We start from the raw sequence: 26047 nt of genomic DNA on the forward strand, positions 1-26047 counted from the left end.
CCTCTCTCGTCCGGACAGTGCGCGAAGCGCCTCCCGCTGGCTGCGTCGAGGCGCGCCGATGCCGACGGTGACACCTGGCCCATCCTTGCCCAGCGCCGTGAGCGCGTCGAGTCGGCTCGCCAGCGGCGAGTCACCGGAACGAGCCGAGGGCCGCGGCTCTCAGGCCGGCGCCGCATCTGTCACGAGGTGAGGGTCACGCAAGGGAGGCCGACGCTCTGGTCACCGCGGAACCCTTCGGCGCACAGCCGGGTGCCTGCGGGGAAGTGGCGCTGGGGGTAGGCCTGATCCCGGTAGGTGCGGAATTTGGCGACGTCCTCGGACTTGGTCTTCGCGCTCCAGCCGTTGGTGGTCCACACCCGGGCGGAGATGCGGTTCGGCTGGTTGGTGTTGGTGACGGAGACCTCCACCCTGCCCAGGTACGTCCCGCTGTCGTAGGTCTCGATGCAGACCGAGTGGTTGCACCACTTGCCCGCAGCCGCGGCGGGCGGGCCGGAGACGATGACGCAGCCGAGCGCCGCGGCCGTGGCTCCGATTGCCGAAGCGATCTTCTTGATGATGACGTGCATGACGATGTGCCCTCAACCGCTCTTCCTGGCCCCGCACCGAGGCATCCGATCTGCCCGGGGCCACCCCTCGGTATGACCGGAGGCGGTCCCCAGCAGACCAACGCGAGGAACCATCACGAGTTACGCGTGCGGGAGGGGCCCTCAGGGGACGAGCACGACACGTCCGGGCAGGCCGCCTTCGGCCGTACGTCCGGGGCACCGATGCGGATGCCGCGCTCGGCAGGGAGGGCCAGGCGTTATGACCAGGGGAGGACCAGGGCTCCCCACGCGACGATGGGGCCGAGCGCGACGATGCCGCCGGTGTAGCTGATGATCTGGCGGTAGAAGCGGCGGGTGTCGATGCCGCGGGCGTTGCTGAGAACGAGGGCGCCGTTGGTGGAGAACGGTGAGGTGTCGACGATCGTGGTGGACACCGCGAGCGCCGCGATCAGACCGGCCGCGCTGAGGTGGCTGGAGAGCAGCAGCGGGACGGCGAGGGGAATGATCGCGGTCAGGATCGCGGTGGAGGAGGCGAAGGCCGAGGTGATGGCCACGGTGAAACACAGCACCAGGGCCACGACGAGGGGGGCGCCGAGGCCGGCGGCGTGCTGGGAGATGTCCTCGATGATGCCGGCCTTCTCCAGCATCGCGATGTACGTCATCATGCCTGCCACCAGCAGCAGCGTGGACCAGCTGATGCCGTCCACGGCCTTCTCCTGCCGCTCCATGTCCACCAGCGCCAGCAGCGCGCCCGCCACCAGGGCCAGGAAGCCGATCTCCAGCCGGAAGCCGAGCGCGCCGACCACCAGCGCGAGCAGAGAGCCGAGGGTGAGCCACTGACGCCAGTCGGGTCTGCCGAACGCGGCGGGGGCCTCGCCGTCGGCCGTCTCGTGCGCCGTCTCGGCCGGCGGAGCGGGGCGCTTGGCGAGGAGCACGTACGTGAGGGCGGACAGCAGCAGGTTGATCACGAAGCTGGCGGCGAACAGGGTCACGGGCGAGACGTGCAGCGTTGTGTCGTCCACCAGACCCAGGACGAGCGCACCGGAGACGGCGAGGGGCGAGAAGGCGCCCGCGTGCCCGCCGCTGATCACCATCATCCCGGCCACGAGCGGGTTGATTCCGTAGCGGTGGGCGAAGTCCATCGCGATGGGTACGAGGAGCGCGACGGCGGCCGGGGTGAACGTGCCGAACGCCGTGAGCGTCGCGGCCACCAGGAACAGCACCCAGGGAATGAGCGCCACCTTGCCGCGTACCAGCCGCACTCCCGCCGCGACGAGCCAGTCGATGGTGCCGTTGCGGCGGGCGACGGAGAAGAGGTACGTGACTCCGACGATGGTCACGAAGAGTTCCACCGGGAAGCCCTCGAAGATCTCGTCCTCGGTGAGGCCGAGCGAGACGGTGCCGACGGCGAAGGTGGCGACGAAGGCGAGGATGCCCAGGTTGATCGGCAGGATGGTGCCGACCACGAACATCACCAGTAGCGCGCCTATGGAGATCACTTCAGTAGACATCATTGTCCTTGGTGCGGTGAGGAGGGGGCGCGCCCTGAGGCGCGAGGTCAACCCGGGGGGTGAAGGCGGCCCCGGTCAGGCCGCTTGCGGCCGGTCCGACTCCGGTACGTAGATACGGGCGTCGGCGAGCAGCCGTGCCGCCCGCTGCACGGTGACCCGGCCCGGCAGGCCGTTTCGCAGGTCCGAGCAGCGCACCGCGATCACACCGGCGGGAGTGCCCAGGCGAAGCCACTCACCGGCCGTGCGGCCCGCGGCCCGGGAGACCACGGAGTCCTCCCGCAGGGCCGCGGCCGCGACGGCGACGGCGGAGGTCAGGCCGATCGCGGGGTGCGGCGCGTTCATGGTGAGCATGCGCACGGAGACGTCGTAGTCCTGCGCCGCGACGCGTTCGCCGAGCGTGGTGGTGTACGCGACCGGCCGGCCGATCAGCCCCACCTTGGGGACCGCGTCGCCGGGTTCCTCGCCCGGCTCGACCAGTCCCATCAGCGGTGCGGCGGCGTGCCGGACGGTGCGCAGCCAGGGCGCGTCCGTACGCATCTGCTCCAAGGTCTCGGAGCCGGTGCGTGCGGCACTGGCGGCCTCGACGAGAACGACCGGCGCCCCGGCGTCCACCATGCTCACCAGAACCGGTTCTGCGGCCCCGACTCGCAGCTCCTGTGCGGCCAGCCCGGTGGGCAGCAGGGATCCGGTGGTACGGCCCGCCGGGTCGCGGAAGGTGAGGCCGACCGCGACACCACCGGCGCGGGTGCCCGGTACGGTCTGCTCGCCGAAGTCGTGCGCCACGCCCCCGGTGGTGTCCACGAGCCCTTCGAGCACCGCGCCGGTGTTCATGTTGCGCATCACCACACGAGTCCGGTCCCCGGTGATCGGCACCAGGCCCTTCGCGACCGCGTAGAGGGCGACGCCGGTGGCGCAGTTGCCGCAGTTGCTCGTCCACTCCACCGAGCCGGTGCCGATGCCGACCTGCGCGAAGAGGTAGTCGATGTCCGTTCCGGGGTCGGGCGAGGCGCTGACGATCGCGGCCTTGGAGGTGGTGGGGGTGGCCCCGCCGACCCCGTCGAGTTCCACCGGATCGGTGGCGCCGTAGGCGGCGACCAGCAGTTTCTCCAGTGCGCCGAGTTCGGCGGGGACATGGACCTGGTGGAACAGCCAGCACTTGCTGGTGCCACCGCGGACCAGGGTCGCGGGAGTGTGCACGTCTGAGGCTCTTTCTCGATCAACGCGGGTGCGGGAAAGGGCCGGAGAACGGTTACGGGCGCATTGCCAACCGGTGAACCGCTCCGGCGAATGCGAAGACCTTCGCAGAGGTGCGACTTGGGCACAATGGCAGTCAGCTTCACCAGGGTTTAGCTCAGCTAAACTCAGCGCCATGCTGAACGTGCGCCATCTCCTGCTGCTCACCGAGGCCGCCGAACGCGGCTCCCTCACCGCCGCGGCGGAGGCGATGGGCATGACCACCTCCGCGGCCTCCCAGCAGATGTCCCTGCTGGAGCGGGCGGCCGGACAGCCGCTGATGGAGCGGCTGCCCCGCGGCATCCGCCCCACCCCGGCCGGCGCCGCGCTGGCCGAACGCGGGCAGGTCATCCGCCGCGAGCTGCGCGCCGCCCAGGCCGACTTGGAGTCCTTCGCCGACCTCGACCAGGGCACACTGCGGCTCGGTTCCTTCCCCACCGCGAGCGCCTCGCTCCTGCCGCTCGCACTCACCCGCTTCCGCCGCCGGCACGCCGAGGTACGCATCGAAGTGCGCGCGGGCGTCCTGTCCGAGCTGTGCGAGATGCTGCACACCGGCGAGGTGGAACAGGCGCTGCTGTGGGACTACGACTGGAACCGTCTCGAAGACCCGGCGCTCGCCCTCACCCACCTGCTCGACGACCCCACAGTGCTGGTGGTCCCTGCGGACTCGCCCCTGCGCACGCATCCTTCCGTGCGTCTGAGCGACCTGGCCGACCAGGAATGGATCATCCGAGCCGACAACCACCCCGTCGCCGACGTGCTGCGCCGCAGCTGCCGCCAGGCCGGGTTCGAGCCGCGCATCGCCTACGCGTCGCACGACTACCAGGAGGCGCAGGCCATGGTGGCCGCCGGGCTGGGCATCGCACTCGCACCCCGGCTCGCCCTCACCAGCCGCCGCAGCGACGTCCGCCTGCTCCCCTTCGCCTCCGACGTGCCGGCCCCCACCCGCCGCATCCTGCTCGCCCACGCCCAGGCCCGTCCCACCACTCCACCCGCTCAGGCGATGACCCGCGTCCTGCGCGTGGTGGCACAGCGGTTCGCCTCCTCCGGCCTGCACCGGGCCCAGCTCGGAGCGGTCCGGCGGGGCTGAGCGGACCGGCGCGATGGCATGGCGCTGCGCGTGCGCGGGGCGTCGTCCGTCAGCGCCTCGCCCCGCACGTGTCGGAATGGCAGGGGACCGCTGCCAGTGGCCGGGCGCCTGACGGCAGTGTGCTTGCGGGCAGGAGGATGCGTTAGCGTTTTACCTGCGCTCGCAATAATTGCATGCGCGTGTTAAATCTTGAGGTGGCGCATCCGGACCAGGGCGCGTGTCGAAGGAAGGGTTGTCCCATGCATATCGATCTGTCCGGCCGTACCGTGATCGTCACGGGCTCCACCGCGGGCATCGGCCGTGCCATCGCCGTGGCCGCCGCCCGGGCCGACGCCGAGGTCGTCGTCAACGGCCGTGACGAGAGCCGCACCGCCCGGGCGGCCCAGGAGATCGCCAAGGAGACCGGCTCCGACCGGATCCGCGCGGTGGCCGCCGACGTGTCCACCGCCGAGGGCACCGGCGCCCTGATCGCGGCGGTCCCCGACTGCGACGTGCTCGTCAACAACACCGGCATCTTCTCCGCCACCCCCGTCTTCGAGATCCCCGACGCCGAATGGCAGCGGTTCTTCGACGTCAACGTTCTCAGCGGCATCCGGCTGGCCCGCCACTACGCACCGCGGATGGCCGAGCGGGGCTGGGGCCGGGTGCTGTTCATCTCCAGCGAGTCGGCGGTCATGACGCCGACCGAGATGGTCCACTACGGCATGACCAAGACCGCCCAGCTCGCCGTCTCGCGCGGTATGGCGCAGGAGCTGGCCGGCACCGGCGTCACCGTCAACTCCGTCCTGCCCGGGCCCACGCTGACCCCCGGCGTCGAGGAGTTCATCGCCGACCGGGTCGGTCCCGGCACCTCCTTCGCGGAGGCCGAGGCCGCCTTCATCCGGCAGGAGCGGCCCACCTCGCTCCTCGGCCGCCTCATCCGGCCCGAGGAAGTGGCCGCGCTGGCCGTGTACGCGGCATCCGAGCACGCTTCAGCGACCACCGGCGCGGCGCTGCGCGTCGACGGCGGGGTGGCACCGACCCTGATTCCCTGACGAGCCCGTCCGTCGCGACGAGACCGCAGCGACGAGCCCGTAGCGGAGAGCGAGCCCGCACTGACGGGCTCGTACCGACGAACCCGTACCGGCGACCCGTACCGGCGAACCCGTACCGACCTGCACCGGCGACGACCGATCGCCGTGCGAAAGGACCGCCCCCCCATGAACCCCAACCCCTCGACATCGATTCCGAACGTGACGCTGAACAACGGTGTGGCCATGCCGCAGCTGGGCTTCGGTGTCTTCCAGGTTCCCGACGACGAGACCACCGCCGCCGTCACCAGCGCGCTGGAGGCCGGCTACCGCAGCATCGACACCGCCGCCGTGTACGGCAACGAAACCGGCGTCGGCCGTGCGCTGGCCTCCTCCGGCATCGCCCGCGAGGACCTCTTCGTCACCACCAAGCTGTGGAACGACGACCAGGGTTACGACGCCACGCTGGCGGCCTTCGACGCCTCGCTGGCCAAGCTGGGCCTGGACCACGTCGACCTGTACCTGATCCACTGGCCGACCCCGGCCCGCGACCGGTACCTCGACACCTGGCGCGCCTTCGAGAAGCTGCTCGCCGACGGCCGCACCCGTGCCATCGGCGTGTCGAACTTCCAGCCCGCTCACCTGCGGCGGCTGCTGGACGCCTCCGGCATCGTCCCGGCGGTCAACCAGATCGAGCTCCACCCCGGCCTGCAGCAGAGCGAACTGCGCGCCTTCCACGCCGAGCACGGCATCGCCACCGAGGCCTGGAGCCCGCTCGCGCAGGGCGCACTGCTGAAGGACGAGGCCATCACGGCCGTCGCGGAGCGGCACGGCAAGACGCCCGCCCAGGTCGTGCTGCGCTGGCACCTGCAGATCGGCAACGTCGTGATCCCCAAGTCGGTCACCCCGGCCCGCATCCGCGAGAACCTCGACGTCTTCGACTTCGCTCTGAGCGATGCGGACATCGACGCCATCACGGCCCTCGACCAGGGCATGCGAACAGGTCCCGACCCCGACACCCTCAACTGACGGGGTGTCACCGCCTCCGGGTGTCCCGCTCAGGAGGCGCCCGGTGGGCGGGCGCCCGGAGTCAGGGGGTCGATCAGGCGGCGTACCTCTCGCAGGGATACGTCGGTGTCCGGTACGTGGGCGAGGACGACTGTGAGGGCGTCCTGCAGGAGGGGTACCAGGCGCCCGGTCCGGAGGGCGGGGGCGGCACGGTGGAGGAGGTCGCGTACCGCCGACTCCGTCCAGCGACACCCGTTCAGGGACTCGGCGAACAGGTGCTCCTCCGGGAGCGGTGCCCACTGCCCCGCGGCGAAGTCGGTCCGCAGGGCGGTGGCCCCACGGTTCAGGCTCCGCCAGCTCCAGTCCGCACCGCCCAGCTCCGGCCGGTCACGGCCCGGCCGCGTCTCCTGGCAGAAGCGGCACAGCCACACCGTGCGCTCGGGGCCGATCGCGGGCTGGAGCGCCACCGCGAGCTCGGGCAGGGCGGGCGTGGGCTCGGGGCAGAGGTGGCAGGGCAGCGCGACGGGTACGGGGTACCGCTGTTCATGGTCGACAGAGAGGGTCACACCTGCTCAACGCCCGCTCGAATGGGCCGTGACGTGATCGGGCGGAAGGTTTACGTTTTTTGCCCGATCTTTTCCGACGGTGGACTGCCACGTTGACTGGACGGTGGACTGCCGCTCCTGCCGGACGGTGGACGGAAGAGGGAACGCGCGAAAAGCGCCACAGCGGGAACCGGCGAGTGGTCTCCCTCGCCACAATGAACGGATGACCGCCACCTCACGCGCCCACTCGTTCAACACGGCCGCCGCGCAGTACGGCGCGAACCGCCCCTCCTACCCGGCCGCCCTCCTGGACACGGTGGAAGAACTCTCGGGGCGCCCCCTCGCGGGCTCCCGCGTCGCCGATGTCGGCGCGGGCACCGGCATCGCCACCGCCCTGCTGCGCGAGCGCGGCGCCGAGGTGGTCGCCGTGGAGCCCGGCGACGGCATGGCCGCCGAATTCGCCAGGACGCTCCCCGGCGTACCGATCGTCCGGGGCGACGGCAACGCACTGCCCCTCGCCGACGCCTCCCGCGACCTCATCACCTATGCGCAGTCCTGGCACTGGACCGACCCCGACCGCTCCGTCCCCGAAGCGCTGCGCGTCCTGCGGCCGGAGGGCGCGCTCGCCGTGTGGTGGAACCTCGGCGACACGGACGTTCCGTGGATCGGCGCGCAGCAGGGCCGCATCGCGCGCCACTGCGGAGTGACCCCGCCCTCCGCGGCGCGCCCCGACGACAGCCGCGCCGCCCGGCTCTCGGGGCTCGGCCGGCCGGGACTCCGCTTCGCGCGCCGCCGGCTCCAGTGGGCCCGTACCGTTCCACTGGAGACCCATCTCGCCAACGTCACCAGTCACTCGGCGTTCCTCGTCCTCGGCGAGGCGGCCACCCGGGCCTTCCTCGCCGAGGAACGCACGCGGCTGCGCGCACTCTTCCCGGACGGAATGGTGGAGGAGCCCTACCTGGTCGATCTGCTGGTGGCGGCGCGTTCCTGAGCCGTACGCCGGTTCGCTTCCATGCGAGGAGGCGCCGGGCCCCTCAGCTCTCGGCCGAGGGCCCGGAGGCCGACCGGTACGTGCACACCTGGACGCCCGTGCCGCTGGTGACGGACGAGACCAGCTCGAATGTGCGCAGCGCACCGTCGTCCGGGAAGATCGTCTTGCCGCCGCCGAGCAGTACCGGCTCGATCATCAGCAGGAGTTCGTCCACCAAGCCCTCGTGCAGAAGCGTGCGGACGAGCGTGGGGCTTCCCATGACCCAGAGATCGCCGCCGTCGGTCGCGCGCAGCTCCCGGATGCGGGCGACACCCTCGTCACCAGGGATGAGCGTGGTGTTGTGCCACGTCAGCTCGCTTTCGCCGAGCGTGCGGGACACGACGTACTTCGGAATGGCGTTCATCCGGTCGGCGAACGGGTCGCCGGCCCGCTCGGGCCACGCCCCGGCCATCGTCTGCCATGTCCGGCGCCCGAACAGCAGCGCCCCGGCCCGGTCCATCGCCGCGTCGATGGCGCCGCCCATCACCTCCGGGTCGAAGAACGGGTGCGACCAGCCGCCGTGGGCGAACCCGCCGTCGACGTCCTCCTTCGGGCCGCCCGGCGCCTGCACGATGCCGTCCAGGCTCATGAACTCACTGACCACGATGCGCATCGGACCACTCGCTCCTCTGTCTCGCGCCGGGTGCGGCGACGGGCTGTCCGTCGTGCTGCCCCGCTGCGTTCTCGACCCGCCCATCATTGCGCGCGCGTGCGGCCGGGGTGGGGAGGACGGGCGCGGAGTCGCGCCGTCGCTGTGTACCTGGGCGTCCTACTCCGCGGGTGCCGGGTCGAGGCGGTAGCCGGTTCCGTCGGGGCGGAGGTAGCCGGCGGTGGGCGGCGGAAAGTGGCTGCCGAGGACGAGCGTGCCGGTTCCGGAGAGCGAGGCGAGCAGGTCGCGGCGGGTGGCGACGGCCTGTGCCGGGTCGATGTCGACGCAGCTGGACAGGTCGGGGCGGCCGAGCTGGACGGGGTGGTGGACGCAGTCACCGGTGATCAGGGCCGACTGCCCGGCGTCACTCAGCCGGACGGCGACCTGGCCGGGAGTGTGCCCAGGGGTGGGGACGAGAGTGACGCCGGGGGCGATCTCCGTGCCGGTGGCGGGGACGTCGACCGGGTCCAGCAGGCCGTGGTCGTACACCGGATGGACGGAGTCGCGGAACATCTGGCGGCGCGCCGCGTCCAGTTCGGCGGCGGACCAGTACGCCCACTCGTCGCGGGCCACCATGTACCGGGCGCGCGGGAACGTGGGCACCCACGCCCCTTCGTGGTACCGGGTGTTCCAGCCGACGTGGTCGGTGTGCAGGTGGGTGAGGACGACGAGGTCGATGGAGCCGGGCGGGAAGCCCGCCGCTTCGAGCCGGGTGAGGTAGTCGGTGTTCAGTTGGTTCCAGGCGGGGTTGGCGCGGTCCTTGCCGTTGCCGATGCCGGTGTCGACGAGGATGCGCAGACCGCCCGCGCGTACGGCGAAGGAGTGGCTGGCGAGACGCAGGCCGTGATCGGGCCGGGCGAAGTCGGGGCGCAGCCAGGGGACCGCGGCCACCACGTCCGGTGTGGCGCCGGGGAGCAGCCAGGGGCCGGTTTCGGGCGGCAGCTCGGTTTCGTCGATGCGGTGGACGGTGATGTCACCGATGGTCCAGACGGGGGAGGGCATGCGACTCCTCGGGTCGGGCGCCTTAAAGCGCAGAAGTTGCGTTAACGGTAGACTCGCGGAGGTCATTAAAGCAAACAGTTTGCGTTAGAGGTGTGCGGCGGCCTACTGTCCGTACGGCGGACGATCGCTGACAATCCGAGGCGGAACGCACCGACGCCGTCCCGTCCGCACTGTCCAGTTGCCGCATCGCCGCCTTCTCCGCTTGCCCAAGCCCGCGCCGCGCAGCCGGCGTTGTGCTTGCCACGCCACACCACGTCACACCGCGCCACGCCACACCACGCCTCGCGCACGCCCAGCGGCTCGGCGCCCTACCGTCCACTCGCCGAAGGCACCCTTCCACCCACTCCCCGAAAAGGAACCGAATCAGCCATGTCCCTGCCTCCCCACACCCCGCGGGCAGCCGCCGAGGCGGCCGAGCGCGCGGGAATCCCGCTGCGTGACGACCGGCACGCGGCCGTCGCCGCCACCGCCGATCACATCCTGGCCGTGGTCGGCCGCCTCCGGGAGCTCGACCTCACGGACGTACCGCCCGCCCCCGCCTACCGCCCCGACGGGCGGTGACCGCCGTGCAGCCCTACGAGCTCTCCCTCACCGAGGCGGCAGGCGCGATCGGCGACGGACGCCTCTCTCCGGTGGAACTGACCGACTCCCTCCTGGCCCGTATCGAGGAGACGGAGCCCATGGTGAGCGCCTACGCGGCCGTCACGGCCGAGCCGGCGCGCGAGCAGGCCGCCGCCGCGGAACGCGAGATCGCCGCCGGGCGGTACCGCGGCCCGCTGCACGGCATCCCGATGGCGCTCAAGGACCTGATCGACACCGCGGGTGTGGTCACCGCCTCCGGCTCCGCCGTACGCGCCGGCCGGGTGCCGGAGCGGGACGCCACCGTCACCGCGCGGCTGAAGCAGGCGGGCGCGGTGCTGCTCGGCAAGTCGCACACGCACGAGTTCGCCTACGGGCTGACGACGCCTCAGACCCGTAACCCGTGGGCGCCGGACCGGGTGCCGGGAGGCTCCAGCGGCGGGTCTGCCGCCGCGGTGGCCGCGGGGTCGGCGACCTTCGCGCTGGGCACGGACACCGGCGGCTCGATCCGGGTCCCCGCCGCGCTCACCGGGGCCGTCGGGCTCAAGCCGACGTACGGAACGGTGCCCCGGGACGGGGTGGCGGCGCTGTCCTGGTCCTTGGACCACGTCGGCCCGATCACCCGCACGGTGCGGGACGCCGGGCTGGTACTCGCGGCCATCGCCGACCCCGGCCCGGACGGAACGGGGCGCGGGGACGACGGCGCCAACGGCCACGGCGCGCGCCACACCCACGGCGAGCCGGACCTGCGCGGCGTCCGCGTGGGCGTACCCGTCGATTACTTCTTCGACCACGTGGATCCCCAGGTGGAGGCCGCCGTCCGCACCGCGCTGGACCGCATGGCCGGCCTCGGGGCGACCCTGGTGGACGTGGCCGTCCCGCTGCACCGCTACATCCAGGCCGCCCACTGGGGACTGATGGTGCCCGAGGCGACCGCCTACCACGCAACGGAGCTGGGCGGCGCCCCTGAGCTGTACGGGGACGACGTACGGGTGCTGTTGGAGGCGGGCGCACTGCTGCCGGCCGTCGACCACATCCGCGCGCAGCAGGCCCGCACGCTGATGCGGCGGGAGTGGGAGGGGCTGCTGCGGCAGGTGGACCTGATCGCGGCGCCGTCCGTGCCGGCCACCGCGGTGTCGGCCGGGCAGCAGGCGTTCACCTGGCCGGACGGCACGGTTGAGGGGGTGGCCGACGCGTACGTACGGTTCAGCTCGCCCGCGAACGTCACCGGGCTGCCCGCGCTGTCGCTGCCGGTGGGCGCCGACAGCGCAGGGCTGCCGATCGGTATGCAGCTGATCGGCCGACCGTACGGCGAGGCGGCGCTGCTGGACGCGGCGGACGCGTACGAGCGGGCCTTCGGACCGGCCCCGCTGGCGGACGTGGTGGGTCACGCGCTCGTCGGCGGCCCGTCCGGTCCCGCGTGATGTGCACCGACCTTGAAGCAAAGATTCAGCGTTAAGGTGAGGAGATGGGAGCAAAGCCGAAGAGCCGCCCGGGCGGGCGCAGCGCACGCGTACAGGAATCGGTGCACCGGGCCGTACGGGAACTGGAAGCCGAACGTGGGCGCGCCGAGCTGACCGTCCCGCTGATCGCGGCGCGCGCCGAGGTCACTCCCTCGACGATCTACCGGCGCTGGGGCGACCTCCAGGTGCTGCTGTCCGACGTGGCCGTGGAGCGGCTGCGCCCGGAGGGGCCGCCCGCCGACCACGGCAGCCTGGCAGCGGACCTGGAGACCTGGTCGGTGGAGTGGCTGGAGGAGATGTCCTCCGCGGCCGGGCGCGCCTACATCCAGGACGCGGTCGCCGGAGACCGGGAGGGCGGCAACGCGGGACAGTGCTCGGCGTACGCCGCCGAGCAGGTCGCCGTGCTCCTCGACCGCGCCGCCGGACGAGGGGAGCCGGCGCCCGATGCGGAGACGGTCCTCGACCACCTGGTGGCGCCGATGATGTACCGCATTCTCTTCCGCCCCGGCCTGCTGGACGCCGACTACGCCCGCGGCCTGGCCCGCGCCCTCCTCGCCCGCTTCACGACGGACCCCACTCCCCAGCGGAAGCCGCGCGGCCCCGCCTCCCCGTGAGGGCGGCGGGCACGCCGGCCTGCCCCGTAGCCGCCGCGCAACGGTTCCTCAGCCGTTGCCGCGCCGGCTGTTGCTGTCGTCGCGCAGCTGATCGGTCTGTGTGGTCAGCGTGTCGATGCGGGCGGCGAGGTCGGGGTGGCGCCGTCGGAGATGCGGGCGGGCCGCGGTGAGCGGGGCAAGGAGGGCCGCCGGGTCGTCGTGCGCGAGGGCTTGGCCGAGGCGGGCCAGGGAAGTGCGGGAGGCGGCCGGGAGGTCGGTGAGCGCGGTGACCTGTCCGGCGAGGCTGCGCAGGTCGGCGGCGTGCCGGCGGGCCCAAGCGGTGACGCTGCGGTCGGCCGCGCGGAGGTCGCGGGTGGCCTGGACGCGCTGCTCGCCGGTGGTGCCGGCGGGGCCGGGGCGCTGCCGCAGGTAGCGGCGTTCGGCGGCCTGACGGCTGGCGACGCCGAGCGGTGGGGCGAGCTCTGCCCAGCTGGCGCCCGCCTGCCGGGCCGTTTCGATCAGTCCCGTCTCCCACCCGGCGAGCTCTTCGCGCACCTGGCGCAGCAACAGCAGTGCCGCCAGGGCCTGTTCCGGTCCGTCGGCGGGAGAGGGGGGCGGGTCGGCGTCGCTCCGCCGGGCGGTGTGGACGGCGTCCTCGATGGCCTCCAGCGCCGCGGCGGCGGCGAGGAAGGAGGCGGGGCTGGTGTGATCGGCGGGGGACATGACCTTCTCGTACTCCTCGGCGGCACCCGGCAGGCTTGTCGCGCGGGACTGTCATCCTCTGGACGACATTCTCTTTGTCATCGTTCCGATGACATGCTACAACGGTGTCAGGTGAAGCGCATTGGCAGAGACTGCCTGAGCCTTGTGGAGGTGTATTCACAGTGTTGATGCGCACCGATCCCTTCCGTGAGTTCGACCGGCTCGCCCAGCACCTGATGGGTTCCGGTACCTGGTCGCGCCCGGCCCCGATGCCGATGGACGCGTACCGCGAGGACGACGCGTACGTAGTGGCGTTCGATCTGCCCGGCGTCGCGCCGGAGGCCATCGACATCGACGTCGAACGCAACGTGCTGACCGTCAAGGCCGAGCGCCGGCCGGTGGCGGACGGGGACAAGACCCGGATGGACGTGTCCGAGCGGCCGTTGGGCGTCTTCTCCCGGCGGCTGGTCCTGGCCGACACTCTGGACACGGCGCACATCACGGCCGATTACGACGCGGGGGTGCTGACGCTGCGCATCCCGGTCACCGAGCGGGCCGAGCCCCGGAAGATCACTGTCCGCCAGGGTTCCACGGACAAGCAACTCCCTCTCTGAGCCGCCGGGCCCGGAGCGGTGTTCCGTGACGGCCCGCTCCGAGCCGGCCGCCCGGCGAGCGTCACTCCCGAACACTTCGACGCATCGACTCGCCCACAGCGGCAACACGTCGACAGACAACAGCAGACGTCGACAGACAACATCAGACAACGGATGAAAACATGAGAAAGGCGACTGCGACAGCGATGGACTCCCAGTCCGCCCCCGCCCGGCGCAACGCGGTGATGACTTACCAGCTCATGCTGGAGAAGGTCCGGTACGAAGGTGCCTATCCGACCCGGGAACGCGCCGAGGAAGCCGTCCAGACCGTACTCGCCGCACTGGGCCGGCAGCTGACCGGCGACGAACGCGTCGAACTGGCCGCGCGCCTGCCCCTGGAGGCCGCGCTCACCTTCACGGGCCAGATCCCGTCCCCGGAACCGCTCACCGGCTGGGGCTTCGTCAAGGACCTCGCGGCCCGTACCGGCGGCAGCCCCGCCACCATGCGCTGGGACACCGGGGCCGTCCTCACGGCGGTGGCCGCCCTCGCGGGCCGCGATCTCCTCGCCCGCATCCTGGCCCATCTCCCCTCCGGATACGCCCCCTTGTTCGGACGCCCAGAGATCCCCGAGGTGTCCGAGGTTCCCGCGGCCGCGTCCCGCGCGGCTGAGCCTCAGGCGGCCTGAGCCCCCGGACCAGGGCTGCCGGCGCCCTCCCGGCAGCCCGTCGGCTCACAGGTCGGCGAGCCGGCCGCGCAGTACCGCATCGGCGGTGTCCAGCAACGACCGGTCGTGGCCGAAGGCATGGGCCCGCAGCCGCAGCCAGGCGTGTTCGAGGGAGACGCCGCCGAGCCGTTCGGTGAGCACGCCGGCGGCCCGATGTGCCGCGCCGAAGGGCAGGTCCACCTGGTCCGAGAGCCAGGACGTCTGCCGCAGTACGGCATGCGCGGCGGCGTCGGCGAGGGCGTCGGCGCCGCCGAGCTGTTGCGGAGCCATGATGCCCGGCTCTCTGCGGTGGCCGCTGAGGGCGCCGATCCTGACGGCCCCGATGCGCAGGGGAAAGGCGAAGACCGCTCCCACCCCCAGGTCGCGCACGTCGGGCGCCAGGCCGGTCCAACGGGAGGCGGCCAGATCGGTGAGGTCCGGAGCCAGGACCGTCATGCCGTGCTGGGCGGCATCCGGGCTGGGCCCCTGTCCGTGGACGAGCTGGAGGTCCTCCAGTGGCTCGGTCAGCGGGCCGTGGACGCGCATCGGCTCCGGCAGTCCCGTATCGGTGGTGAGCAGCAGCGCCAGACCGTCCAGCCCCAGGACGTCGGCACATGCGTGCAGCGGCAGCCGGCCGGCGCCGATCTGGTGCAGACAGTCGGCCATCGCCGGGTCCGCGACCGAGTATCCCTCTGCCACTGTTGTCTCTCCGTCGTCTGCCACCGGCCACGGTCGCCGGCGGGCGCCTGGACGGGCCGCCGGTACTGCCGGCGGATGACGACAGCCCGATGTACGGTCCGAATGGCCTGTGACATCAAGCCGGTGCTGTGTCGGAGTGCCGCGGACGGCCGTGGGGGCTGGGCAGCGCGGTACGCGGCCCGCGGAGCGGAGCGGCTCCCACAGTCCGGTACGAGGCGAGGGCCGGCTGCTTCCCAACCGAAGTCGCCCTGCCGTGCCGCATCAGGAGATCATGAGAACCGGCCGGTGGGAACACCGACGCACGGAAGGGCGGGATGCGCTCCACCAACGAGTGGAGTTCGCGAGGACGGAGACTGTTCATGGGGGAGCACGCGGGGGACGAGCTGGTCGCCGTCGGCTTCACCGCAGCTGACTGACCCCTCTCTGTTGCGATTTGTGCCTGCAGGGTGGGGTGCCCGGGCAGCGTGCGGGCGAGCGCGCCCCCGGCCTGCCTCTGAGTGAGTGTCGACAGGTGCGTGGGCACCGTGGCGCCCTCCCGCAGCCGGGCGTGGGTGACGCACACGGTCTCGGCGACGGGCTCGCTCTCAGTTATCGGCATCCGGTGTCGTCTCACGACATCTGTGCCCGAGGCCGTTGCGGGAGGCGTCGGGTGAAGTCCGGTGCGGGCGTAAGATCGGATGCCGATATCGGTTTCGTCACTGCCGGAGGTGGCCAGGGTGCGGGAGTTCCAGCGGGGCGCGGTGCGGCTGCACATCCTGCATCACGCGGCCGAGGAGGAGATCCACGGTGCGTGGATGGCCGAGGAGCTGGCCTCGCACGGTTACCAGATCAGCCCCGGCACGCTGTATCCGACGCTGCACCGGCTGGAGGCGGACGGCCTGCTGACCTCGGAGCAGCGAGTGGTCGACGGCCGTACCCGGCGCGTCTACAAGGCGACCGAGGCCGGCAAGAAAGCCCTGGCCGAGGACCGGCAGGCGCTGAAGGAACTGGCCCGCGAGGTCCTGGGCGACGAAGCCCCGTAGGCGGCGAGTCGGTGGGCCGCCGTGCCGGCCGCAGCGGCCGGGGCGCCGGGTGGTGCGGGCCGGGCGGGCGTCGAGCGGGAGGGTGCCTGCGCCGACGAGCAGCAGGAAGAGACTGCCGCACAGCTGGGCGCGGTCGGTGAGCGACTCGTGGGCGAAGTCCCACCAGCCGGACTCGCCCGCGACCAGCGGGGCGTCGCCCCACAGGATCGGTAGCTTCGTGATCAGCAGCGCGCCGAACATGTTCACGATCGTCGGCACGACGGCGACGCGGGTGAGCAGCCCTGCCAGCTTTGCCTGTCGGCGGCTGAGCCGAGTCGTGCAGTGCCCCTCTCCCATCGCAAGGCGTATCGGGTCTCGACATCGTCCCGCGAGGCAGGGGGTACCAGCGGTATTCCGGCCGGTGGACGAGGGCGAGTTGTTTTAGGAACTGCGCGTGGGCATCATGCGGCGCACCCCGTAGGCGGCGGCCCCGAGGGCCAGGACCGCGGCGCCCCAGATCACCGAGGACGCCGGGAGAGCGCAAGCCAGGGCGAGGCAGCCGGCCAGCCCGACGGCCGGGATGACCCGCGCCGGGCGGCCCTCGTCCGGGGTGAGCGTCCAGGCGGAGGCGTTGGCGACGGCGTAGTACCCCAGCACGCCGAAGGAGGAGAACCCGATCGCCCCGCGCACATCGGCCGTCGCGGCAACCACCGCCACCACCACGCCGACGACGAGCTCGGCGCGGTGCGGCACCTTGAACTTCGGGTGCACCGCCGCCAGGGCGTGCGGCAGGTGCCGGTCGCGGGCCATGGCCAGCGTGGTGCGTGAGACGCCGAGGATCAGGGCGAGCAGTGAACCGAGCGCGGCCACGGCGGCACCGACGCGCACGACCGGTACGAGCCAGTCGGCGCCTGCTGCCCTGGCCGCGTCCGACAGCGGCGCGGCAGCCTCCGCCAGCCCCTGCGGACCCAGCACCGTCAGGACGGCGACGGCAACGAGGGCGTAGACGACCAGGGTGATGCCCAGTGCGATCGGGATGGCCCGGGGGATGGTGCGCTGCGGGTCGCGGACCTCCTCGCCCAGGGTCGCGATCCGCGCGTACCCCGCGAAGGCGAAGAACAGCAGGCCCGCCGCCTGGAACACCCCGCCGAAGGTCGCGTCGTCCCCGACATCGAGCCGGGCCGCGTCCGAGTCCGAGGAGGTGAGCGCGGCAACCACTACGGCGGCGAGCACCGCCAGGACCGCGGCCACGATGACCCGGGTCAGCAGGGCGGACTTCTGCACACCGGTGTAGTTCACCGCGGTCAGCGCCACCACCGCGGCGACCGCGACCGCGTGGGCCTGGCCCGGCCACACGTACGAGCCGATGGTGAGCGCCATCGCCGCGCAGGAGGCGGTCTTGCCCACTACGAACCCCCAGCCCGCCAGGTAGCCCCAGAAGTTGCCGAGACGTTCACGGCCGTAGATGTAGGTACCGCCCGACGCCGGATAGCGGGCCGCGAGCCGCGCCGAGGACGTGGCGTTGCAGTAGGCGACCACCGCGGCGAGCGCCAGGCCGATCAGCAGCCCGGAGCCCGCCGACCGTGCGGCCGGGGCGAGTGCGGCGAAGATCCCCGCGCCGATCATCGACCCCAGACCGATCACCACGGCATCCGGCACCCCGAGTCGACGGCTCAGCTCGTCCGGCATCCCGGCGGTGGTCGATGGCTTGCTCATGGCCCACTCCCTCGGCGGCACAGCCGCAGACGTTATGCACTCCGATATCGGGAGACGATACGTGAGGGGCGGCGGAGGTTCGACGAGCGCTGGAGCTGCCGGGCTTCCGCGCGGCGCCGCAGCCACCCGAGCTTCCAGGTCGACGACGTGGGGTTCCGTGTCGCACGGTCCGTCGGCGACGGCCGGGGGCAGGTGCCCGGGGGGAACAGACACCCGGCGGGGGAGGGCGCACCGGTCCGGCGCGCCCTCCAGTGTGAGGCCGGGGTCAGTCCAGGGCCGCTCCGCTGGTCTCCGGGGCCCACAGCACGGAGATCACCGCGCCGATCACCAGGATGGCGGTGAGCGCCATCATGGTCGGCGCGAACCCGAACGAGCCCAGGCTGACCGGCAGCAGGAACGTGCCCACGGCCGAGCCGACGCGGCTCATGCCGTTCAGCAGGCCGACGCCCGAGCTGCGCAGCTCGGTGGGGAACAGCTCGGGCGGGTACACCTGGTCGAGGTTGGTCGCCGCCGACATGGTGAAGGTGAAGACCAGGAACAGCGGGAAGAGCAGTGCGGCCGGCGCGTCCGGCCAGATGCCCATCGGTGCCAGCGACAGCGCGAGCACGATGAACGAGCCGATGGTGAGCCGCCGCCGGGTCAGCTTGGCCACCAGCCACAGGCCGACGACGCCGCCGAGCAGCAGGAACGAGTTGAGCAGGGCCTCGCTGAGGAAGCCGGAGCCATTGAGCTGGATCTTCACCAGGACCAGCGGGAGGAAGGTGTAGATCGCGAAGTACGGGATCACCTGGCAGTTGTAGAACAGCACGCCGAACGCGGTGTTCCGCCAGTGCGCGGCGCCGAACAGCTCGCGGTAGGAGGCCCGCCGCTCCGAGGTGTGCTGCTGTGCCGCGAACGCGTCGAAGTCGATGTGGCTGCCGACGTAACGGGCGACCACCTCCCGGGCCTCGGCGGTCCGGCCCTTGCTGAGCAGCCAGCGCGGCGATTCGGGCGTACCGATGCGCAGCAGCAGGACCACGATCGCCGGGACGGCGCTGCTGAGCAGCAGCCACCGCCAGGAGTCGCCGCCGAGGCCGATGAGGTAGGTGCCGAAGAAGAAGGCGGCGATGTAGCCGACGGTCCACATACAGGTCAGCGAGGCCAGTAGGCCGCCACGGAACCGGCGCGGTACGAACTCGGCGACGAGGGTGGGGCCGAGTGCGTAGTCGGCGCCGATGCCGAAACCGATCAGGAGCCGCAGGACGAACAGCTCCACCGGGCCGGTGACGAAGAACTGGAGCACGGAGGCGACGGCGATGAGCAGGAAGTCGAGCATGTAGAGCCGCTGCCGGCCGATGCGGTCGGCAGCCCAGCCGATGGCGATGCTGCCGGCGAAGATGCCGATGAGGGCCGAGGCGCCCATCAGCCCCTGCCACATGGAGCCGAGGTGCATCTGCGGCGCCATGGCGGTCAGCGCGATGCCGATGATGCCCAGTTGGTAGCCGTCGGAGAAGTTCGCACCGAACGTCAGCGCGGTGATCTTCAGGTGAAAGCGGTTGAGGGGGACGTCGTCGAAGGTGTCGGTCGCCGCGGCGCCGGCCGGTGCGGCCGGTGGATCAGCGGCGGACTCGGCGGCTTCGGGATCGGCGGCTGGGGTGAGGGTCCGGTCGTCCGGCATGGCTCGACAAGCTCTCCGATCAGGGGGACGCCACGGCTCCGGCGCGGCGTCGGGCGGGATGGAGGGGACAGGCCACCGGCAGCGACCTGTGGGAACTGCTCTTGCCAAGAAAGAGAATGAAGAGTTTCATGCACCCTGCGCAATGAATAAGTTCTTGTCAAGGGAGCTTCATGCCGGACCGCACGACCCTCAGCACTTCCCTCCGCATCAACGGTACCGCCCTGACCTGCGCCGACATCGTCCGCGTCGCGCGGAACGGTGTCCGGGTGCAGTTGGACGACGATGCCCTCAAGCGCGCCGGGCGAGCGTACGAGATCGCCCGCGACAGCGGCGCCAAGCGAGCCGTCTACGGACGCACCACCGGTGTCGGGGCCAACCGGCATGCCGTGGTCGCAGCCGACTCCGCCGACCAGCACGGCCTCCGTCTGCTGCGCAGTCACGCCGGCGGCAGCGGGGAGCCGCTGCCGGACGACGCCGTACGCGCGGGCCTCCTCGTACGCCTCAACCAACTGGCCGCGGCGGGCAGCGGCGTGCACCCCCGGCTGCTCCGCGCGCTCGAAACCGCACTGCGCGAGGACGCGCTGCCCTCGGTGCACGCCCGCGGCGCCATCGGCACCGGCGACCTCACCACCCTCGCCGAGATCGCGCTGACCCTCGCCGGCGAACGGCCCTGGGCGGGGCGGTCACTGGACCCGGTGCCCATCAGCCCCGGCGACGCCCTCGCCTTCATCTCCAGCAACGCCGTCACCCTCGCGGAATCCGTCCTCGCCTGGCACGACCTGCGGCGACTGCTGCGCGCGAGCCATGTGATCACCGCCCTCTCCTACCGTGCGCTGGGCGGCTCGCCCGAGGCGTTCTCCGAGGTGGTGCACGCCGCCCGGCCGCACCGCGGATCGCTGTACTGCGCCGCGGAGATGCGCCGCATCCTCGGCCTCGGCACCGACGCGCCCGCCGGCAGGCGCCTCCAGGACCCCTTCGGGCTGCGGGCCTTCCCGCAGGTCCACGGGCCGGCCCTGGACGCGGCCGACACACTGGAACGGGTACTGGCCATCGACGTCAACGCCGCCGCCGAGAACCCGCTGATCGACATCGACGCCGAGCAGATCCACCACCACGGGCAGTTCTCCACCGCCTATCTCGCGCTCGCGCTGGACGGCCTGCGCGCCGCACTGCACCATGCCGCCGAACTGTCCGCGGCGCGCCTGAGCGACCTGGTCGAGCCCGATCTCACGGGCCTGTCACCGTTCCTGGCCGCCGGCCCCGCGGGCAGCTCCGGCATCATGATCCTGGAGTACGTCGCGCACGACGCGCTCGGCCGGCTCCGGCACGCCGCGGCTCCGGTCACGCTCGGCACCGCGGTGATCTCGCGCGGCCTGGAGGACCACGCCAGCTTCTCCACCCAGGCGGTCCGCACCACCACCTCGGCCGTCGCCGCCTACCGCACGGTCCTGGCCTGCGAACTCATCGGAGCGGTAAGGGCGTTGCGGCTCTCCGGCGAGGATCTGCCGGCCGCCCCCGTGGGCAGTGCCTTCGCGGCGGCCGCCGAACGGCTGCCGCACGTCGAGGAGGACCATCCGCTCAGCGGTGAGATCGAGGCGGCCGAGGCCCTGATCGGGGACTTCTCCGAGTTCTGACCACAGGCGTCGTCCTGCCCACAGACGTTGTTCTGACCACAGGCGTTGTGTCCTGCCCGCAGACGTTGTTGCGACCACCGACGTTGTGGCCACCGGCTACAGGGTGCCGCGGTGGTGCGTACCGGGCGTGTGGCCGAAGGCGCGGCGGAAGACGTCGATGAAGGCGCTGGTCGAGGACCAGCCGCAGCGGTGGGCCACCGCCGTCACCGGCAGGTCGTCGGCCAGCATGCGCAGGGCGTGGTACAGCCGCAGCCGGGTCCGCCACTGCGGGAACGTCATGCCCAGCTCGTCCCGGAAGAGCCGGCTGAGCGTACGCCCGCCGGCGCCCACCTCGGTCCCCAGAGCGGCCAGGGTCCGCGGGTCCGCCGGATTCCCGTACAGGAGGTCGCAGACGGCCGCGAGGCGGGAGTCGGCGGGCGCCGGCAGCCGGAGCGGTTGCTGCGGTGAGGCGCGCAACTGGTCGAGGAGGACCGCGCGCAGCCGCCGCCGCTCCGGGCTGTTGTCCTGCGGGCCCCTGGTGTACGCGAGGATCAGCTCGCGCAGCAGGGGATTGACGTCGAGGACGGTGGGGGCGTCGAGGCCGAGAGGGTTGGTGTCCGGCGGCAGGCCGAGCAGATGCAGCGCGAGCTGGCCGTGCGCGCGGTGCGCGTGGACGCATCCGGCCGGTACCCAGATGGCCTGCGTACCGGGCGCGAACCAGGTCCCCGCGTCCGTGGTCACGGCCAGCACGCCGGAGCCCGCGTAAACGATCTGGTGCTCGTCGTGCCGGTGGGCGTCGATGGATTCTCCGGGGGCCAGCACCCGGGTCACGGTGGGCGCCTCAGGGGCGTGGCGGATATCCGGCATGACATGGCACTTTATCGGAAGCGCGCCAGGCGCGGCCGTGGTGACGATGGGCGGGTGCCCATGAACAAGATCTCGCGAAGCGGACGCCCCGCACGAAGCGCACGCCGTACCGGACCCCTCACGCTGCTGTCCCTGGGACACGCCTGCGTGGACATCTACCAGGGCGCGGTCGCCGCGCTGGTGCCGTTCTTCGTCTCCGAACGCGCCTATACCTACGCCGCCGCCTCCGGCCTCGTCCTCGCCGCCTCCGTACTGTCCTCGGTGGTACAGCCACTGTTCGGGGCGCTCACCGACAAGTGGTCGATGCCCTGGCTGCTGCCGGTGAGCACACTGGTCGGCGGTGCCGGCGTCGCGCTCGCCGGCGTCTCCGACGCGTACCCACTGACCCTCGCGGCGGTGGCGGTCTCCGGCATCGGGGTCGCCGCCTACCACCCGGAAGCCGCCCGCGTGGCGCGCGCCGCCGCGGGCCGTGGCAGCCACACCGCCATGGGCTGGTTCTCCCTCGGCGGCAACCTCGGCTTCGCCACCGCGCCCCTGACGGTCTCCGCCGTCGTCGCCACGGGCGGCCTGCACGCCTCGCCGCTCCTCGTCGTGCCCGCCCTCGCCGGAGCGGTGCTGTGCGTGGCCGCGTTGCGCGGCATGGCGGCCACCGCCGACGCTCCGAACGGGACGGGTTCGGGGGCCGGGAGCGCGGGCCGGACTCCGGCGACGGCGCGGGACGACTGGCCATCCTTCGCGAAGCTGTCGGGCGCCATCGTGTGCCGCTCGATCGTCTTCGTCGGCCTCAGCGCCTTCATCTCGCTGTACGTACGGCAGCGCACCGGCGGCGGCGAGTTCTCCGGCACCGCCGCGCTGTTCCTGCTCTACCTCGGCGGCGCCGTCGGCACCGTGGCGGGCGGGAAGCTCGCCACCCGCTACGGCCGCATCCCGGTCGTCCAGTGGTCCTACGCGCTGACGGTCCTCGCCGTGGCCGGTGTCGTCCTCGTCCCCGGCCCACTGCTCTACGTGTGCGTCGTCCTCGCCTCGGCAGGCCTGTACGTGCCGTTCTCCCTGCACGTCACCCTCGGCCAGGACTACCTGCCCCGGCGCGTGGGCACCGCGAGCGGCGTCACGCTGGGCCTGACCGTCAGCATCGGCGGCATCGCCAGCCCCCTCATCGGCGCCCTCGCCGACGCCACCACACTGCAGACCGCCCTCGCGCCCCTGATCGCGATGCCCGCCCTGGGCTGGCTCCTGCTGCGCCCTCTGAAAGAACCCGAAATCCCCGAGGCGACCGTGCGCCCTGCGGCCACCGAGCCGGCCGGCACCCCGTCACCCACCTCGACCACACCCCGCTGACCACCGCGGCACACCGGTGGCCGGTGTGCGGGACCGACCGGTCGTCCGCACCCTCCCGACACGCTCGTGGGCCGCCCCGCAACTCCGGGACGGCCCACAGCTTGGCCCACGGGGCGAGGCCCGCGGGCTACCGACCGGTCCTCACGTCCCGGCCTTGCGCCCGTACACGTAGACCTCGTCGCCGTTCCGCAGCAGCTTCCAGTAGCTCTTGGCGTCCGCGGTCCGCATATTGACGCAGCCGTGCGAACCCGGCGCCGACCACACACTGCCGTCGATGGCGTGGAACGCCTCGCCGCCGTCGAAGAACTGGCTGTACGGCATCGGCACGTCATAGAGCGTGGAGACGTGGTCCTTGTGCCGCCAGTAGACGCGGTGCAGTCCGGTGCGCGTCTCGTGCTTGTTGCGTCCCGTACGCACCGGGACCGGACCCTTGACGAGCTTGCGGCCGTCCTGGATCCAGCTGATCTGCCGGGTCAGGTCGACACAGGCGATCCGCCCCTTGTTCACCGGGCAGTGACCCGCCCGGTTGGGGCTCTTGCCGGCCGCCTTCTGCGTCTTCACCAGCTTCATGACGTCCCAGGTGACCGGTCCGGCATACCCGTACTGCGGGTAAATGCCGTGCGCCCGCTGGAAATCACGGATCGCCCGGCAGTCACCGACCGACTGTCTGCCGTCCGCTTTCCGGCCGAGGAATCTCTCGGCCTGCTTCTGGTACGGCCCTTGCAGGCCACCGCACCACGACCCGGAGGCCGCCTGAGCGGAGGCCGCGGGCAGCCCCACCACCAGCAGCGGCGACAGCACTCCTGCCGCCGCCGCGTACGCGATGCCCCGCCGTCCGCGAGGTATTCGATTCTTCGTACGTGCCATGGATCACCACTCTCGTCTCGACACCTGCCAGGCGTCCCCCAACGAATGACTGCGACGGCTGAGGCCATGAAGACCTCATGAGCCACCGCACATTCACATTAGATGTCCATCGCCCAGCAAAAGCGTCAATTACCGAACATGGAGCCCCAATTGACCCACGGAACCCGGACAGGCACACGAGACACGTCCGGCGTCCGGCTCGGCGCTCAGGGGGCCTTCCCATACGTCGGGTCCCGCGGAGGCCCGCTCAGTTCCGGTGGGTGCGGGACGGTGGTCGGCCGTAGCGGGTCCGGTAGGCGGCGGCGAAGCGGCCCAGGTGCGTGAAGCCCCAGCGGACCGCGACCTCGGTGACCGTGGCGGCGGTGCCGAGGCGGACCACGGCGGACCGCGCGCACGCCCGCCGACCAACCGTCCTCGTATGTCACGTAGGCCACATGGCGCAGTGAGCAGGGGTGCTCCTGGTACTGCCGGGTACCGGGGGTCAATGAACAACTGAGGACCGCGGGCCGACGCCGGAAGGGGCCGGCCCGCGGGAGGCGTGGAGGGAGCGGACCGCTGAAGAACACGGAGACGAGGGGGACGACGGGGGCCGGGGAGGCGGCCGGACGGACCGGCCGGCAGGCGGCGTCGCGCAGACGGACGGCCGACCAGGGCCGGATCGCGCGCATCCGGCAGTGGTGGGGGAGAGCCGTCGGCTCGGCGGGGCACGAGCGGCACACCGTGCTGCTCATCGGCAAGAGCACCCTGGCCGCCACGGTCGCCTGGGTGATCTCCTACAACCTGCTCAACGCGCAGTCGCCCGCCTTCGCGCCCTTCTCCGCCGTGCTGATCATGCAGGTCACGGTCTACCAGTCGGTCGTGCAGTCCCTGCGTTACGTGGGAGCCGTGGCGGCCGGCGTGGCGGTCCAGGCCGCCTTGGGTTTCCTGGCCGGACCCGACGTGCTGACCTTCGTCCTGGTCGCCGCCATCGCGCTGACCATCGGCCGCTGGCCTGCGCTGGGCGCGCAGCGATCCCAGGTCGCCACCGCGGCCTTCTTCGCCTTCTCCACCTACTCCGCCGCCACGTCGAACACCGAGAAGATCACCCAGCTCGGGCAGATCATCCTGCTCGTGCTCATCGGCTGCGGCGTCGGTGTGCTGGTGAACCTCGCGGTGTTCCCGCCGATGCGCTACCGCAGCGCCGAGTACGGCATCCGCACGCTCGCGCACGCCCTGTGCGATCTGGTGAGCGACGTCTACCCCGCGCTGCGCGACGGCGACCTGGACCGGGAGCGCACCGAGCAGTGGCGGTCCCGGGCGGCGCGGGCCGAGGGACTGATCACCCAGGCGAGGTCGGGGCTGCGCACGGCGCAGGAGAGCCAGTACTACAACCCCCGGCGCCTGCTGCGGCGCTATCGGTCGCCCAGCAGTTTCGAGGGGTACGCGTCGGTGATGGAGGCGCTGGAACGGACCCTGTACCAGATGGCCTCACTGACCCGCAGCCTCGACCGCTGGCGTGAGGACCGCGAGGACCGCGAGGACCGCGAGGACCGTGAGGACCGCGAGGAACGTGAGGACGAGAGCCGGGAGAGCGCCGGGCGCGGGGGCGACGACGGGGAGGACGAGGACCGCGAAGGCGCGGCGGCCCCTGTCGACGAGGCCCAGCACTCCTTCCTCGCGTGCTACGCACGGTTCCTGGAGTCCATCTCCGCCATCGCCTCGGTGCTGGCGGAGCTGGCGGAGGAATCGCTGACGGACCAGGCGCGCGAACTGTGCCGCCTGGCGGACGAGGCCCAGCGGTGCCGCGAGCAGGTGGCCGACGAGGCCGAGCGGCAGGGGCTGCCGCTCACCGACCCGGAACGCCCCTACGGCGTCCTGGTCGTCGAAGCCACTCGCCTGATGGAGGAGTTCCAGCACACCTGCGACGTGATCCAGCGCCAGGTCGACAGCTGAAGCAGCGGCAGTGCCCGGATCGCCGCCCGCCTGACCGGGGGACACGAACCCCGGCTCGTAGGCGGCGATCACGGCCTGGGCGGTGCTCGCCGCCGGGGGC

The 26047-nt window shown here is 72.0% G+C and carries 26 protein-coding genes and 1 pseudogene; 14 read left to right on the forward strand and 13 right to left on the reverse strand.

Going from position 1 to position 26047, the window contains the following annotated elements:
• Positions 1 to 179: 179 nt before the first annotated feature.
• The 3 genes from ACZ6WH_RS03530 to ACZ6WH_RS03540 all read right to left on the reverse strand — a co-directional run bounded on the left by ACZ6WH_RS03530 (position 180) and on the right by ACZ6WH_RS03540 (position 3253).
• Entirely contained in the window at positions 180 to 566 is a 387-nt protein-coding gene (locus ACZ6WH_RS03530; RefSeq protein ID WP_432849834.1) for a hypothetical protein, read from the reverse strand.
• A 236-nt stretch (positions 567 to 802) separates the two neighbouring features.
• Positions 803 to 2056 (reverse strand): SLC13 family permease, encoded by a 1254-nt coding sequence (locus ACZ6WH_RS03535; protein ID WP_469725648.1) that lies wholly within the window; start codon positions 2054 to 2056, stop codon positions 803 to 805.
• A 75-nt stretch (positions 2057 to 2131) separates the two neighbouring features.
• On the reverse strand, positions 2132 to 3253 hold the full coding sequence (locus tag ACZ6WH_RS03540; protein WP_469725650.1) for a PrpF domain-containing protein: 1122 nt from the start codon (positions 3251 to 3253) through the stop codon (positions 2132 to 2134).
• Between the two features lie 172 nt (positions 3254 to 3425).
• Here ACZ6WH_RS03540 and ACZ6WH_RS03545 point away from each other — a divergent pair, with 172 nt between their 5' ends.
• From ACZ6WH_RS03545 to ACZ6WH_RS03555, 3 genes are all read left to right on the forward strand, one after another.
• Positions 3426 to 4379, forward strand: coding sequence for a LysR family transcriptional regulator (locus ACZ6WH_RS03545; protein WP_432849829.1), 954 nt, complete (start codon positions 3426 to 3428; stop codon positions 4377 to 4379).
• A gap of 239 nt (positions 4380 to 4618) precedes the next feature.
• Entirely contained in the window at positions 4619 to 5413 is a 795-nt protein-coding gene (locus ACZ6WH_RS03550) for an SDR family NAD(P)-dependent oxidoreductase (protein WP_469725652.1), read from the forward strand.
• A gap of 165 nt (positions 5414 to 5578) precedes the next feature.
• Positions 5579 to 6418: an aldo/keto reductase gene (locus ACZ6WH_RS03555; RefSeq protein ID WP_469725654.1), complete on the forward strand. Its 840-nt coding sequence runs from the start codon at positions 5579 to 5581 to the stop codon at positions 6416 to 6418.
• 29 nt (positions 6419 to 6447) lie between these two features.
• Here ACZ6WH_RS03555 and ACZ6WH_RS03560 read toward each other — a convergent pair whose 3' ends face one another.
• Positions 6448 to 6963: a hypothetical protein gene (locus tag ACZ6WH_RS03560; RefSeq protein WP_469725655.1), complete on the reverse strand. Its 516-nt coding sequence runs from the start codon at positions 6961 to 6963 to the stop codon at positions 6448 to 6450.
• 202 nt (positions 6964 to 7165) lie between these two features.
• On the opposite strand from ACZ6WH_RS03560, the gene ACZ6WH_RS03565 reads away from it, so the two are divergent.
• Entirely contained in the window at positions 7166 to 7933 is a 768-nt protein-coding gene (locus ACZ6WH_RS03565; RefSeq protein WP_469725657.1) for a class I SAM-dependent methyltransferase, read from the forward strand.
• Positions 7934 to 7976: 43 nt separating this feature from the next.
• Here ACZ6WH_RS03565 and ACZ6WH_RS03570 read toward each other — a convergent pair whose 3' ends face one another.
• Both ACZ6WH_RS03570 and ACZ6WH_RS03575 read right to left on the reverse strand, forming a co-directional pair.
• Positions 7977 to 8585 (reverse strand): dihydrofolate reductase family protein, encoded by a 609-nt coding sequence (locus ACZ6WH_RS03570; RefSeq protein ID WP_469725658.1) that lies wholly within the window; start codon positions 8583 to 8585, stop codon positions 7977 to 7979.
• Positions 8586 to 8741: 156 nt separating this feature from the next.
• Positions 8742 to 9623 carry an MBL fold metallo-hydrolase gene (locus ACZ6WH_RS03575; protein ID WP_469725660.1) on the reverse strand — a complete coding sequence of 294 codons (882 nt, stop codon included), beginning with the start codon at positions 9621 to 9623 and terminating at the stop codon, positions 8742 to 8744.
• A 369-nt stretch (positions 9624 to 9992) separates the two neighbouring features.
• Here ACZ6WH_RS03575 and ACZ6WH_RS03580 point away from each other — a divergent pair, with 369 nt between their 5' ends.
• From ACZ6WH_RS03580 to ACZ6WH_RS03590, 3 genes are read left to right on the forward strand one after another with little or no spacing between them, the layout of a single operon-like run.
• On the forward strand, positions 9993 to 10184 hold the full coding sequence (locus ACZ6WH_RS03580; protein WP_469725662.1) for a hypothetical protein: 192 nt from the start codon (positions 9993 to 9995) through the stop codon (positions 10182 to 10184).
• A gap of 5 nt (positions 10185 to 10189) precedes the next feature.
• Positions 10190 to 11626: an amidase gene (locus tag ACZ6WH_RS03585; RefSeq protein ID WP_469725664.1), complete on the forward strand. Its 1437-nt coding sequence runs from the start codon at positions 10190 to 10192 to the stop codon at positions 11624 to 11626.
• Between the two features lie 44 nt (positions 11627 to 11670).
• On the forward strand, positions 11671 to 12279 hold the full coding sequence (locus ACZ6WH_RS03590; RefSeq protein WP_469725666.1) for a TetR/AcrR family transcriptional regulator: 609 nt from the start codon (positions 11671 to 11673) through the stop codon (positions 12277 to 12279).
• 48 nt (positions 12280 to 12327) lie between these two features.
• Here the strand turns inward: ACZ6WH_RS03590 and ACZ6WH_RS03595 are convergent, their stop codons facing one another.
• Positions 12328 to 12981, reverse strand: a complete 654-nt coding sequence (locus ACZ6WH_RS03595) for a type III effector protein (protein ID WP_469725667.1) — start codon at positions 12979 to 12981, stop codon at positions 12328 to 12330.
• A gap of 161 nt (positions 12982 to 13142) precedes the next feature.
• Between ACZ6WH_RS03595 and ACZ6WH_RS03600 the strand changes: the two genes are divergently transcribed.
• Both ACZ6WH_RS03600 and ACZ6WH_RS03605 read left to right on the forward strand, forming a co-directional pair.
• On the forward strand, positions 13143 to 13574 hold the full coding sequence (locus ACZ6WH_RS03600; RefSeq protein WP_432849815.1) for an Hsp20/alpha crystallin family protein: 432 nt from the start codon (positions 13143 to 13145) through the stop codon (positions 13572 to 13574).
• A gap of 185 nt (positions 13575 to 13759) precedes the next feature.
• The gene (locus ACZ6WH_RS03605) at positions 13760 to 14239 is read left to right on the forward strand and encodes a DUF2267 domain-containing protein (protein WP_469726251.1); all 480 of its coding nucleotides are present in this window, start codon (positions 13760 to 13762) and stop codon (positions 14237 to 14239) included.
• A gap of 45 nt (positions 14240 to 14284) precedes the next feature.
• Here ACZ6WH_RS03605 and ACZ6WH_RS03610 read toward each other — a convergent pair whose 3' ends face one another.
• Entirely contained in the window at positions 14285 to 14956 is a 672-nt protein-coding gene (locus tag ACZ6WH_RS03610; RefSeq protein ID WP_469725669.1) for a GAF domain-containing protein, read from the reverse strand.
• Positions 14957 to 15633: 677 nt separating this feature from the next.
• Between ACZ6WH_RS03610 and ACZ6WH_RS03615 the strand changes: the two genes are divergently transcribed.
• Entirely contained in the window at positions 15634 to 15978 is a 345-nt protein-coding gene (locus ACZ6WH_RS03615) for an Rv3488 family transcriptional regulator (RefSeq protein WP_469725671.1), read from the forward strand.
• Positions 15979 to 16398: 420 nt separating this feature from the next.
• On the opposite strand, the gene ACZ6WH_RS03620 is transcribed toward ACZ6WH_RS03615, so the two are convergent.
• A complete protein-coding gene (locus ACZ6WH_RS03620) occupies positions 16399 to 17673 on the reverse strand; it encodes an APC family permease (RefSeq protein ID WP_469725673.1) in 1275 nt (424 codons plus the stop codon).
• A 55-nt stretch (positions 17674 to 17728) separates the two neighbouring features.
• Here ACZ6WH_RS03620 and ACZ6WH_RS03625 point away from each other — a divergent pair.
• Positions 17729 to 17847: pseudogene (locus ACZ6WH_RS03625) on the forward strand (formylglycine-generating enzyme family protein); the annotation flags it as partial.
• 91 nt (positions 17848 to 17938) lie between these two features.
• Here ACZ6WH_RS03625 and ACZ6WH_RS03630 read toward each other — a convergent pair.
• A complete protein-coding gene (locus ACZ6WH_RS03630) occupies positions 17939 to 19330 on the reverse strand; it encodes an MFS transporter (protein ID WP_469725675.1) in 1392 nt (463 codons plus the stop codon).
• A 170-nt stretch (positions 19331 to 19500) separates the two neighbouring features.
• Between ACZ6WH_RS03630 and ACZ6WH_RS03635 the strand changes: the two genes are divergently transcribed.
• Positions 19501 to 20964, forward strand: coding sequence for an aromatic amino acid ammonia-lyase (locus tag ACZ6WH_RS03635; protein ID WP_469725677.1), 1464 nt, complete (start codon positions 19501 to 19503; stop codon positions 20962 to 20964).
• 96 nt (positions 20965 to 21060) lie between these two features.
• Here ACZ6WH_RS03635 and ACZ6WH_RS03640 read toward each other — a convergent pair whose 3' ends face one another.
• Positions 21061 to 21810: an AraC family transcriptional regulator gene (locus tag ACZ6WH_RS03640; protein ID WP_469725679.1), complete on the reverse strand. Its 750-nt coding sequence runs from the start codon at positions 21808 to 21810 to the stop codon at positions 21061 to 21063.
• Positions 21811 to 21870: 60 nt separating this feature from the next.
• Between ACZ6WH_RS03640 and ACZ6WH_RS03645 the strand changes: the two genes are divergently transcribed.
• The gene (locus ACZ6WH_RS03645; protein WP_469726253.1) at positions 21871 to 23148 is read left to right on the forward strand and encodes an MFS transporter; all 1278 of its coding nucleotides are present in this window, start codon (positions 21871 to 21873) and stop codon (positions 23146 to 23148) included.
• 141 nt (positions 23149 to 23289) lie between these two features.
• Here ACZ6WH_RS03645 and ACZ6WH_RS03650 read toward each other — a convergent pair whose 3' ends face one another.
• Both ACZ6WH_RS03650 and ACZ6WH_RS03655 read right to left on the reverse strand, forming a co-directional pair.
• Positions 23290 to 24015 carry a L,D-transpeptidase family protein gene (locus tag ACZ6WH_RS03650; RefSeq protein ID WP_469725681.1) on the reverse strand — a complete coding sequence of 242 codons (726 nt, stop codon included), beginning with the start codon at positions 24013 to 24015 and terminating at the stop codon, positions 23290 to 23292.
• Between the two features lie 247 nt (positions 24016 to 24262).
• Entirely contained in the window at positions 24263 to 24394 is a 132-nt protein-coding gene (locus ACZ6WH_RS03655) for a helix-turn-helix domain-containing protein (protein ID WP_469725683.1), read from the reverse strand.
• A 341-nt stretch (positions 24395 to 24735) separates the two neighbouring features.
• Here ACZ6WH_RS03655 and ACZ6WH_RS03660 point away from each other — a divergent pair, with 341 nt between their 5' ends.
• Entirely contained in the window at positions 24736 to 25947 is a 1212-nt protein-coding gene (locus tag ACZ6WH_RS03660) for an FUSC family protein (RefSeq protein WP_469725685.1), read from the forward strand.
• Positions 25948 to 26047: the final 100 nt, after the last annotated feature.

This window comes from Streptomyces sp. NPDC050806, assembly GCF_055586425.1.

What these genes read in the sequence shown, in the direction of transcription:
- ACZ6WH_RS03545 (WP_432849829.1), top strand. Translation starts at nt 3,426, where the DNA reads ATGCTGAACGTGCGCCATCTCCTGCTGCTCACCGAGGCCGCCGAACGC.
- ACZ6WH_RS03535 (WP_469725648.1), bottom strand. Translation starts at nt 2,056, where the DNA reads ATGTCTACTGAAGTGATCTCCATAGGCGCGCTACTGGTGATGTTCGTG.
- ACZ6WH_RS03595 (WP_469725667.1), bottom strand. Translation starts at nt 12,981, where the DNA reads ATGTCCCCCGCCGATCACACCAGCCCCGCCTCCTTCCTCGCCGCCGCC.
- ACZ6WH_RS03605 (WP_469726251.1), top strand. Translation starts at nt 13,760, where the DNA reads ATGGACTCCCAGTCCGCCCCCGCCCGGCGCAACGCGGTGATGACTTAC.
- ACZ6WH_RS03590 (WP_469725666.1), top strand. Translation starts at nt 11,671, where the DNA reads ATGGGAGCAAAGCCGAAGAGCCGCCCGGGCGGGCGCAGCGCACGCGTA.
- ACZ6WH_RS03530 (WP_432849834.1), bottom strand. Translation starts at nt 566, where the DNA reads ATGCACGTCATCATCAAGAAGATCGCTTCGGCAATCGGAGCCACGGCC.
- ACZ6WH_RS03615 (WP_469725671.1), top strand. Translation starts at nt 15,634, where the DNA reads ATGCCGATATCGGTTTCGTCACTGCCGGAGGTGGCCAGGGTGCGGGAG.
- ACZ6WH_RS03580 (WP_469725662.1), top strand. Translation starts at nt 9,993, where the DNA reads ATGTCCCTGCCTCCCCACACCCCGCGGGCAGCCGCCGAGGCGGCCGAG.
- ACZ6WH_RS03645 (WP_469726253.1), top strand. Translation starts at nt 21,871, where the DNA reads ATGAACAAGATCTCGCGAAGCGGACGCCCCGCACGAAGCGCACGCCGT.
- ACZ6WH_RS03550 (WP_469725652.1), top strand. Translation starts at nt 4,619, where the DNA reads ATGCATATCGATCTGTCCGGCCGTACCGTGATCGTCACGGGCTCCACC.
- ACZ6WH_RS03565 (WP_469725657.1), top strand. Translation starts at nt 7,166, where the DNA reads ATGACCGCCACCTCACGCGCCCACTCGTTCAACACGGCCGCCGCGCAG.
- ACZ6WH_RS03630 (WP_469725675.1), bottom strand. Translation starts at nt 19,330, where the DNA reads ATGCCGGACGACCGGACCCTCACCCCAGCCGCCGATCCCGAAGCCGCC.
- ACZ6WH_RS03640 (WP_469725679.1), bottom strand. Translation starts at nt 21,810, where the DNA reads ATGCCGGATATCCGCCACGCCCCTGAGGCGCCCACCGTGACCCGGGTG.
- ACZ6WH_RS03635 (WP_469725677.1), top strand. Translation starts at nt 19,501, where the DNA reads ATGCCGGACCGCACGACCCTCAGCACTTCCCTCCGCATCAACGGTACC.
- ACZ6WH_RS03575 (WP_469725660.1), bottom strand. Translation starts at nt 9,623, where the DNA reads ATGCCCTCCCCCGTCTGGACCATCGGTGACATCACCGTCCACCGCATC.
- ACZ6WH_RS03650 (WP_469725681.1), bottom strand. Translation starts at nt 24,015, where the DNA reads ATGGCACGTACGAAGAATCGAATACCTCGCGGACGGCGGGGCATCGCG.
- ACZ6WH_RS03620 (WP_469725673.1), bottom strand. Translation starts at nt 17,673, where the DNA reads ATGAGCAAGCCATCGACCACCGCCGGGATGCCGGACGAGCTGAGCCGT.
- ACZ6WH_RS03570 (WP_469725658.1), bottom strand. Translation starts at nt 8,585, where the DNA reads ATGCGCATCGTGGTCAGTGAGTTCATGAGCCTGGACGGCATCGTGCAG.
- ACZ6WH_RS03555 (WP_469725654.1), top strand. Translation starts at nt 5,579, where the DNA reads ATGAACCCCAACCCCTCGACATCGATTCCGAACGTGACGCTGAACAAC.